Source organism: Micromonospora sp. NPDC051296 (assembly GCF_040682255.1).
Lineage (GTDB): Bacteria > Actinomycetota > Actinomycetes > Mycobacteriales > Micromonosporaceae > Micromonospora > Micromonospora craterilacus.
Genome location: NZ_JBFBAO010000270.1, coordinates 1 through 10,018 on the forward strand (window position 1 = coordinate 1; position 10,018 = coordinate 10,018).

Consider the following 10,018-nt stretch of genomic DNA (forward strand, 5'->3'; position numbering starts at 1 on the left):
ATCCCCGCCGGCAGCTCGGCGCCCTTCGTCGCGCTCGGCCAGGTGAGCGCGACGTCGGACGGCTGGTAGAGGAAGAAGATGTTCCCCTCGGGATCGACGAATCTGGCCGTCGCCCCGATCGGGGAATGCGTGACGGCCGCCGACAGGTCCAGCCCGGCCGCCGCGAGGGACCGGACCGCGGCGTCGAGATCCGCCACGCGGAAGACCAGGGCGATACTGCGGGTGCGGGGGAACCCGGTCAGCGCCGCCGGCAGATCCTCCAGCGGATGCAGCGAGATGAGCAGGGTCCCGCCGTCGTACTTCGTGACGCCCTCCTCCTCGTCCACCTCGGCGACGGTCAGGCCGAGCCGCTCCTCGTAGAACGCGCGGCACGCCGCGAGATCCTCGACGAACTGGAAGAGGTACACCAGCGGGCCGATCCGGCTCTCCTCACCGGCCTGCTCGTACGCCGCGGCGAGCGTCTTGTAACGTGCGCCCGACGGCCAGCCGAGCGCCTCGTCCGAGGGCTGGTAGATGGTGACGCAGTGCCCGTCGGGGTCGTAGCAGTTGGTGGTGGCCCCGATGTCGTACCGGATCGTCTCGTCGAAGACCGCGCCCCGCGCCTGCGCCGCCGCCTTGGCGCGGTCGATGTTGCCGACGTGGAAGACCAGCAGCGACGACCCCACCTGGTCGTCGATGGCGATGCCCCAGTCCGCGGCCCGATTCAGGGCCAGTACGACGCCACCCGCGTCGTACTTGACGGAGACGTCGTCCGACTCCAGCACCGGGAATCCCAGGACGTCCTCGTAGAACCGCCGGGACCTCGCCAGATCCCGTACGTACACGAAGACGTACATCACCGCGGCACGCATCAGACACTCCTCCCCACGCCGAGAAACACCGGGGTGTAGACGAACCCTTCGGGCGAGGCGAGGTAGGCCCGCCACTCGGCGGCCACCTCTGCGGTCCGGTCGGCCAACCCCAGCTCCGCCAGGCAGGGCGCGAGTAGCTCCTCGACGTGCATGGAGCCGTGCTGCACCAGTGCGCGTGGCGAGCCGCCCGCGATGCACCGGCCGTCGACGACGCGGACCCGCACGTCCCGGAGCCCGGCCGTGGTCAGGTGGTGGTGCAGGGTGATCCCACACCGCCAGTCCACGAGGCCGCGCTCCCGGTAGAGCGGAACGATCCGGCGCAGCACCACGTCCAGCCGCTCGCTCGGTGGCGGGTACCGGTCCTCGCCGAAGTTCGCGTCCACCTCGACGCACGCCACCAGCCCGTCCCGGCGGGCGCAGGTCCGCATGTTGGCCAGGCACGCCTCGCCCAGCCCGCCGGGCGTCATGTACATGAGAAAGTATCGACAGATCACGATGTCGAACTGCCCGACGAGCGGTGCCAGACTCGCCGGGTCGAGGATGTCGGCCGCGACGAACTCGACGTTGCCGAGTCCCTCCGCGCGGGCCAGCCGCACTGCCTGCGCGACGCTGGCCGGCGACCGGTCCATCCCGACCACCCGGACCCGCCGGGACTGGTCGCCGACCGGAGATGACGCGACCCGCGCCAACGCCCGGGTGAACGCTCCGCTGCCACAGCCGACCTCCAGGATCGACCGGGCGTTCTGGATGGGCAGCGTGGCGACGATGGCGTCGACATCCTCGCCGGCGGCCTGAAGCTCAAGGGCGGCGACGTCGTCGAGGAAGTCCAGTGACATGATCTCCGCTCCGGTCGCAGGAAGCTCCGGGCCGGAATAGGCCTCGCACCCAAAGGCTAGTGGCGGCACCCTGGGCCGGCCACTTCGCGGTTGCGGAGTTTCGCGCCGGCGACGGGGCCGCGTTACACCGGGCCCGGCTAGCCGCCCAGCCGGCGGACCATGTTCATGATGGTCTCCACCTGGGCACCTCCCTTGATCGGGTAGTTCGTGGCACCGAGGTAACCCCACCAGTCCCAGCAACCGTTCGGGTTGCTCGCCGAGGTGATCGCCTGCGGATAGAGCACGATCATCTGGTTGGTGTCGGCGTACTGGTTGAGGTTCGCCCGGTCCACAAAGGCCGTGCCGACCCGGCTGTGGCCCTGAAGGCACCCGTGCAGGGCCACCAGCACCCGGCACGTCCCGCCCGATGAGCAGGACGCCGGGACGTAGGCGAAGCCGTTGGCGTCCATGCTCAGGCCGTTGGCCCAGCCGTTGACGGCGAAGGTGTTCTGGCTGAACCGCACCAGCGTGCCGCCGAGCGGCCCGGCGTTCGGTGCCTGCACCGACCCGAACAGCTTGCGCAGGAAGGTGTTCTGCGGGTCGGTGCCGCAGTCGTTGAGGTACGGCGACGCCGTGGCGGAGCAGCCCACCGTCCCGTACGGCGTGACCCAGCCGTGCCCGGCGGAGGACCCGCTGTCGTACTGCACGCTGGCACCGAAGTGCTGCTGGTAGCGGACCAGGTCGTCGCTGACCGACCGTTTCACCGTCGAGTCCGCGCCGCCGTGGAAGACGTAGACCGGCTCGCCGGACAGCCCGGAGACCGGGTCGACCCAGCCGTACCCGGCCCAGGTGCGGGTGTAGGTCTGCAAGGCGCTCAGGTACGTCGGGTAGATGTTGTCGCCGCAGCCGTACAGCGCCTGGGCGACGTTGTTCTGCGCGCAGTAGTAGGGGCCGGCGGCGAACAGTGCCGCTCCCCTGATCCGCTGCGAGTAGGCCACCTGAAGCTGGGTGGCCATGTACGCGCCCGAGGAGACACCGGCGACGTACACGCCCGAGACGCGGTACGTCGACAGGGTTCCCGAGACGGGCGTCTTGGTGTGCGGGGTGGCGGCGGCGTACGCGGGTGCCGTGGGGGTCAGCAGCAGGGCCGCGACGGCGCCGGCGAGCAGTCGCAGGGCGGGTTTCATCATGACGCTCTCCCTGGTCCGGTGAGCGCCGGCGGTGGTGTCGGCGTGAGGCGACGCTAACGTGAGCTGCGTCACCGGCGACATGAGCGCGGCCCACACCTCCCGGGCTCGCGCTGTGTGGTGCCGGCGCCGTCGGGTGCCCTCGCTCCACGTCGCCTGCGGCACATGGCGCAGCCGCGGGACGGGTCAGCCGGTTGAGGAACGGGCGACCGGCAGGTCGAAGTAGGTGTCCGGCCAGGGCTCGTCGCGGTAGCGGAAGTGCCACCACTCGCGGTCGTAGCCGACGAACCCGCCGTCGGTCATCAGCTGCCGCAGCAGCCGCCGGTTCTCCCGGGCAGGGTCGCCGATCCGCGACGAGTCCGTGTGCGCCAGCGGGTCGAAGCAGTCGAAGCCGGTGCCCATGTCGACGCTGTTGTCCGGGAAACGCCGGTCGCGCGACGCGGTGCAGGCCACCAGCGGCTGGCCCGGAACGTACCCGGGCTGCTCGGGTGTCGGCACCTCGACCAGCGTGAGGTCGACGGTGCTGCCCCGGCTGTGCGTGCTGGGCACGCCGAGGTAGCCACGGCCGATCAGTTCCGGCTTCGCCACCCGGGGATAGAACTCGGCCTTCGTCGCCTGCTCGTCAGGCTGGCCGGCCCAGGTCACGAAGTCGTCCACGGCGCGTTGGGGGCGGTAGCAGTCGTACACCTTGAGGCTGCGGCCGGCGGCGAGCGCGACGTCCTGCACCCGGCGCAGCGCTACCGCGGCCGGGCCGGTGAGCAGGCACAGCGCTTCCGGGTAGCCGTCGATGGGCCGGCCGACGAAGTTGTGCGCCGTCGCGTACCGGATGTCGGTGCGGATGCGTGGATCCACATCGGACAGCACCACGAACCCCGGCCGGGCCGGCGCCGGAGAGGGCGACGGGGGCGGCTCGGTCGCCGGCCGCGTGCACCCCGCGCCCACCATCAGCGCCACCACCCCCAGCGCCACCCACCCCCCACCCACGAACCCCAGGCCAGCGCCCCGGTTACGTGGGTCGATCATGAAGTTAGCGGGTCGATCGGAGATCAAAATCCCCGTTAACTTCATGATCAACCGCGCGGAGGGAGCGGGTCGGGAGCACCGCGGTCACCACGAAGGCTGGGCGAGAGGTTCTCACATTCAGCGAGACTATCGGGTGATTTCCGGCTGGTCCGGCGAATCGACCAGGGCAGACATCCCAGCCGGCGAGCGCGCCTGTCAGCCCGTGCCGCGTTCAGTGGCTCGGACACGCCGCGCGGCCACCACCGCCACCACGACCGCGGCCACGCCCACGGCCAGCGCCACCAGCGTCCCCGCACCTGGCCCGTCGTCGAGGGCGGCGGCCGGCGTACCGCCCGCGGGCGGTACGGCGGCCGGCTCGGACACGGCCGGTGACGGCGGGGCGTCCAGCTCACCCGGCTCCACCAGTCGGCCGACCGACGCCTCCCGGGGCAGCGTGAACCCCCAGTCGAGCAGCGCGGCACCCTGTTCCCAGCCACGCATCGGCCGGGGCTCGGCGCCGAGCAGCGTGACGACCAGCCGGCGGCCGTCGCGTTCGGCGGCACCGACGTAGGTGTGCCGGGCGTAGTCGGTGAAGCCGGTCTTACCGCCCAGCGCACCGGGATAGCGGTAGATCAGCTGGTTCCCGTTCTGGATCTCGAAGCCCTTGGCGCGCAAAGCCCGCTGGGCGGGAACCTTGGTCCGCTCGGTGAGCACGTACCGGCGGAAGGTCGGGTCGGCGAAGCAGGCCCGGGCGATCAGCGCCAGGTCGTACGCGCTGGTGAACTGTCCCGGAGCGTCCAACCCGGACGGGGTGATCGCGCGGGTCTGCAGGGCACCCAGCCGGCGGGCCTGCTCGTTCATCTCCCGTACCCCGCCGGCCGCCCCGTCCGGCCCGCCGCCGAGGCGGGCCAACGCGTTCGCGGCCTCGTTGCCGGACTGCAGCAGCAGCCCCAGCCAGAGGGTCTCCACCCGGTAGCGGCCGCCCACGAGCAGTCCGACGGCCGAGCTGCCCGGTGCGATGTCGAGGTCCTCCTTGGTGACCGTGATGACCTGCTCGGGGTCGAGCCGCGGCAGCATGGTCGCGGCCAGCAGCAGCTTCTGCACGCTGGCCGGGGTGGCGTACTCGTGCGGGCCGCAGCCACCCAGCACCTGACCGGTGTCCAGATCGGCCACCAGCCACGAGGTCGCGGTCACCTTCGGTGGGGTGGGCACGCCCGGCGGCACGACGAGGCCGGGAGTGGCCAGCGCGTCGCCGCCGACGACCCGGTGCTCCGGCACGGACGGCGGTGGGGTCGGCCGAGGCGACCGGGTCACCTTCGGCGCCACCGCCTTCGGGCAGGGCACCCTGGCCGAGGTGGGCCCGCCGCCCGGGGTCGGCACGCCGGCGGATGTCGGCACGGCGGCCGGCGTCGCAGCGGCACCGGTGGTGACCTCCGCGGCACCGGGAGTGGCGGGGATCGCCACGATCGCGACGACGGCGGCGGTGACGGCCAAGGCCCGAACTCTCATGAAGACGCAGACTAACGGCAAGATCGGCGGCGGCGCGCGCCCGGCCGGCGGGCCAACCGGCACGAGTCGCCGTCGGCCTTCGCCGGAACCGGTTGAACCGATCGCCGTCGCCCCCCGTATCCACGGCCGAACACACGCAACGGCCGGACCTGCCAGGCCGCCGCCGAGGTCCAGCGCGAACTCGCCAACCTCGACGCCCAGATCGCGGAGGCCAACGCCCGCCCGCCCAGCTCGCCGTCCGTCCCGGGGGCGGCCCGAACATCGTCCAGAACGCCATCGTCGGCCCGCTCAGGGACAAGCGGGTCGCCGTCCTCAACCGGATTGCCACGGCGATCGGACGGGTCGACGGCAACTGGCCGGCCGACCTGGTCAACCTGGCGCCCTGCTCGGTGAACTGAGCTAAGCCCTTCGATGGGCGGCGGTGAGACGCCGCCCATCGACGGCGGCGCTGCGCGGTTGTTCACAAATGGTTGACCGGCGGCTCACCCTCCGACTACAACCGCAACAACGCTCGACCGGATCCCCCGGCGGCGGTCGCGAGGTGGTGGCCGTGGCTCTGATCTCCTACGACGACACCAACGCCGCCGCGTTCGCCGCCGGTCGTGAGCTGGGATGGGACGGCCTGGGCCGCTGGCGGTACGCCGTCCAGCAGCACCTACGGCCGCGGGCCGGATCGACCCTGCTGGACCTGGGCGCCGGCACCGGCAACTGGGCCGACGCGTTCACCGAGTGGTACGACGTCCGCGTGCTCGCGGTGGAACCGGCCGCCGCGATGCGTGAGCGCTGCCCGCACCGTCCGTTGCTGGCCGGCGACGCCGCCGCGCTGCCCCTGGCCACGTCCAGCGCCGACGGCGCCTGGCTGTCGACGATGATCCACCACGTGGCCGACCTGGACACCATGGCGCACGAGCTACGCCGGGTGCTCCGGCCCGGCGCCCCGGTGCTGATCCGTTCCCCCTTCCCCGGGCGACACCAGCGCATCGCGCTGTTCCACTGGTTCCCCGAAGCGGTCCGGGTGCTCGAGACGTACCCCGGTCTGGTCCGGGTCCGCGCGGCCTTCGCCCGGGCCGGTTTCCCGGTGAGCACCGTCGAACCGGTCGCGCAGACCACCGCCGGCTCGTTGGCCGAGTACGCGGAGCGGATGAACCGCCGCGCGCACACTCCACTCCAACTGATCACCGACGCCGAGTACACGGCCGGGATGGCGCGGTTGCGGGCGGCAGCCGGCAACACCCACGGTCCGGTCGTCGACTACCTGGACCTGCTGGTGCTGCGCTGAGTCATGCCGGGCCCGCGCAGCGGTCAGGCCGGATCCAGCTGCCGCAGGTAGTCGTGCAGCGCGGCCGAGGCGGCCAGCCGCCGCAGGCTACGCCGGTACAGCTCCTGCTCGCGCCGGGCCAACTCCGCGCGGACCCGCTGCGGGCTGCCGGTGGTCCGCATCTCGTCGAGCACGGCGGTGATGATGTCGAACGGGTAGGCGCCCCGGCGGAGCAGCGCCACGACCTGGGCGGCACGCAGCTCGGCCTCGTCGTACACCCGGTAGCCGGTCCCCCGCTCACGCACCGGGCGGAGCAGGCCGTGCGCCTCCCACGAGCGCAGCTGCGAGGTACGGACCCCGACCAGGTCGGCCACCGCGCCGACGCGGACGGCCCCGCGCGGCGCGGCGACCGGCGGACGTGGGCTGGTCACCACCGTCTCGAACGCGCCGAGCACCCGGCGGATCTCGGCGCGCTCGCGGTCCAGCTCGGCGTGGCCGCCGTCGAGGGACGCCAGCGCCGCCGGCAGGTCACCCGCGTGCACGGCCGCCATCACCTCGCGGGTACGCGCCCAGCCGTGCCCATCGGCCATCGCGCGAGCTACGACAAGGGCGCGGGCGTGTGCCTCGGTGAAGATCCGGTAGCCGCTCGGGGTGCGCTCGACCGGCGGCAGCACGCCGAGGTCGACGTAGTTGCGCACCTGCTGCACGGAGATGCCGGCTGCCGCGGCGAGGTCGACCGCCCGAAGCCGCCCGGTGCGCTCCCGGCCCGTCACCGGGGCACCATACCTCTTCCACGTCGTTTGAGACTTGCCGTGACATTCTGCCTCGCTGCCCTGCGGTGATCTGCGCAAAGCCTCAACGAGGGCCTCAATGAGACACTTGAACCCGGCCAGGCCATTCGAAGTCCACGATCTCGCGAAGGGTTCGCATGCAGCAGCCAGCACGGTCCGCCGCCGACAGCCACGACGTGATCGAGGTACGCGGGGCGCGGGAGAACAACCTCGCCTCGGTCTCGGTCGACATCCCCAAGCGCCGGCTGACGGTGTTCACCGGGGTCTCCGGATCCGGCAAGTCCTCGCTGGTCTTCGGCACGATCGCCGCCGAGTCGCAGCGGATGATCAACGAGACCTACAGCGCGTTCCTCCAGTCGTTCATGCCCAGCCTGTCCCGGCCCGACGTCGACTCGCTACGCAACCTCACCCCGGCGATCGTGGTCGACCAGGAACGGATGGGGGCCAACTCCCGCTCCACCGTCGGTACCGCCACCGACGCGTACGCGATGCTGCGCATCGTCTTCAGCCGGCTCGGCAACCCGCACGTCGGCGGGGCCGGTGCGTTCAGCTTCAACCTGGCCGAGGGCATGTGCCCCACCTGCGAGGGCCTCGGCCGGGTCTCCGACCTCGACGTCAACGAACTGGTCGACGTGGAGAAGTCGCTCAACGGCGGCGCGATCAACGTGCCGAACTTCGGCGTCGACACCTGGTACTGGCAGACCTTCGTCGGTTCGGGCCTGTTCGACCCGGACGTCAAGCTCCAGGACTTCACCCCGCAGCAGTGGGAGGACTTCCTGCACAAGCCCGCGACGAAGATCAAGGTGGGCAGCAACAACCTGACCTACGAGGGTCTGGTCGTCAAGGTACGCCGGCTCTACCTGGCCAAGGACCGCGAGTCCATGCAGCCGCACATCCGGGCCTTCGTCGACCGGGCGGTCACCTTCACCACCTGCGGCGACTGCGCCGGGACCCGGCTCAACGCCGCCGCGCTGTCATCCCGCATCGCCGGACGCAACATCGCCGAGTGCGCCGCCATGCAGATCAGCGACCTGGCCGAGTTCATCCGGGGCATCGACGACGAGTCGGTCGCCCCGTTGACCGGCAACCTGCGGGATCTGCTGGACTCGCTGGTCGAGATCGGCCTGGGGTACCTCAGCCTCGACCGTGAGTCCGCCACCCTCTCCGGCGGCGAGGCGCAGCGGGTCAAGATGGTCCGGCACCTCGGCTCCAGCCTCTCCGACATCACGTACGTCTTCGACGAGCCCACCGTGGGCCTGCACCCGCACGACATCGCCCGGATGAACGACCTGCTGCTGCGGTTGCGGGACAAGGGCAACACCGTGCTCGTCGTCGAGCACAAGCCGGAGACCATCGCGCAGGCCGACCACGTGGTCGACCTCGGCCCCGGTGCCGGCACCGCCGGCGGCCGGATCTGCTACACCGGCGACGTGGCCGGCCTCCGCCGCTCCGACACCCTCACCGGCCGGCACCTGGATCACCGGGTACGGCTGCGCGAGCGGGTCCGCACCCCTCGCGGCCAGCTGCCCATCCGGCACGCCGACCTGCACAACCTGCGCGACGTCAGCGTGGACATCCCGCTCGGTGTACTGACTGTGGTCACCGGGGTGGCCGGCTCGGGCAAGAGCTCACTGGTGCACGGCTCGCTGCACCGCCGCGACGGGGTGGTCGTGGTGGACCAGTCCCCGATCCGGGGATCCCGGCGCAGCAACCCGGCCACCTACACCGGCCTGCTCGACCCGGTTCGCACCGCGTTCGCCAAGGCCAACGGTGTGAAGGCCGCCCTGTTCAGCGCCAACTCCGAGGGTGCCTGCCCCACCTGCAAGGGCATCGGGCTGGTCTACACCGACCTGGCCATGATGGCCGGCGTCGCCTCGGTCTGCGAGCGGTGCGAGGGCCGCCGGTTCACCGACGAGGTGCTCACCTACCGGCTGCGCGGGAAGAACATCAGCGAGGTGCTCGGCATGCCGGTCGCCGAGGCCCGGGACTTCTTCCCCAGCGGGCCCGCCCGGGTCATCCTGGACCGGATGGCCGACGTCGGGCTGAGCTATCTCACCCTGGGCCAGCCGCTGACCACCCTCTCCGGTGGCGAGCGGCAGCGGTTGAAGCTGGCCATCCACATGGCCGACAAAGCGAGCACGTACGTGCTGGACGAGCCGACCACCGGCCTGCACCTGGCCGACGTCGACCAGCTGCTGGCGCTGCTCGACCGGCTGGTCGACGCCGGCAACACGGTCATCGTCATCGAGCACCACCAGGCGGTCATGGCGCACGCGGACTGGTTGATCGACCTCGGGCCGGGCGCCGGTCACGACGGCGGCCGGGTCGTGTTCACCGGCACCCCCGCCGACCTGGTCGCCCAGGGCGACACCCTCACCGCCCGCCACCTGCGGGAGTACGTCGCGCCCTGACCCCGCCCGCCCGACCCGCCACCCCCTTGACACCAGGCCGGGCGGAGCCCCGCCACCCGCGCTGGGTTGATCATGAAGTTAGCGGGCGTTTCGGAGATCAAAACACCCAGCCCCGCTCGGCGAAGAAGTCGGCCACGTGGGTCTGGAAGAAGTAGTCGACGAAGCCGTGCACGTAGAGCACGGCCCGGCCGGTG

At 71.6% G+C, this 10,018-nt stretch carries 8 protein-coding genes; 2 read left to right on the top strand and 6 right to left on the bottom strand.

The annotated features are described in order from the left end of the window. From AB0M52_RS24320 to AB0M52_RS24340, 5 genes are all read right to left on the bottom strand, one after another. The coding region (locus AB0M52_RS24320; RefSeq protein WP_363957840.1) for a VOC family protein at positions 1-851 on the bottom strand (851 nt) is incomplete at its 3' end. Continuing rightward, a complete protein-coding gene (locus AB0M52_RS24325) occupies positions 851-1,687 on the bottom strand; it encodes a class I SAM-dependent methyltransferase (protein ID WP_363957842.1) in 837 nt (278 codons plus the stop codon). The genes AB0M52_RS24325 and AB0M52_RS24320, both read right to left, overlap by 1 nt. A gap of 137 nt (positions 1,688-1,824) precedes the next feature. Beyond that, positions 1,825-2,856: a PHB depolymerase family esterase gene (locus tag AB0M52_RS24330; RefSeq protein WP_363957845.1), complete on the bottom strand. Its 1,032-nt coding sequence runs from the start codon at positions 2,854-2,856 to the stop codon at positions 1,825-1,827. Positions 2,857-3,039: 183 nt separating this feature from the next. After that, the gene (locus AB0M52_RS24335; protein ID WP_363957848.1) at positions 3,040-3,876 is read right to left on the bottom strand and encodes a M15 family metallopeptidase; all 837 of its coding nucleotides are present in this window, start codon (positions 3,874-3,876) and stop codon (positions 3,040-3,042) included. A gap of 195 nt (positions 3,877-4,071) precedes the next feature. Next, complete coding sequence (locus AB0M52_RS24340) at positions 4,072-5,364, bottom strand: D-alanyl-D-alanine carboxypeptidase (RefSeq protein ID WP_363957851.1); 1,293 nt, start codon at positions 5,362-5,364, stop codon at positions 4,072-4,074. Between the two features lie 550 nt (positions 5,365-5,914). On the opposite strand from AB0M52_RS24340, the gene AB0M52_RS24345 reads away from it, so the two are divergent. Next, complete coding sequence (locus tag AB0M52_RS24345) at positions 5,915-6,643, top strand: methyltransferase domain-containing protein (protein ID WP_363957854.1); 729 nt, start codon at positions 5,915-5,917, stop codon at positions 6,641-6,643. Between the two features lie 23 nt (positions 6,644-6,666). Here the strand turns inward: AB0M52_RS24345 and AB0M52_RS24350 are convergent, their stop codons facing one another. After that, positions 6,667-7,395 carry a MerR family transcriptional regulator gene (locus tag AB0M52_RS24350; RefSeq protein ID WP_363957857.1) on the bottom strand — a complete coding sequence of 243 codons (729 nt, stop codon included), beginning with the start codon at positions 7,393-7,395 and terminating at the stop codon, positions 6,667-6,669. Positions 7,396-7,550: 155 nt separating this feature from the next. Between AB0M52_RS24350 and AB0M52_RS24355 the strand changes: the two genes are divergently transcribed. Continuing rightward, a complete protein-coding gene (locus tag AB0M52_RS24355) occupies positions 7,551-9,824 on the top strand; it encodes an excinuclease ABC subunit UvrA (RefSeq protein WP_363957860.1) in 2,274 nt (757 codons plus the stop codon). Positions 9,825-10,018: the final 194 nt, after the last annotated feature.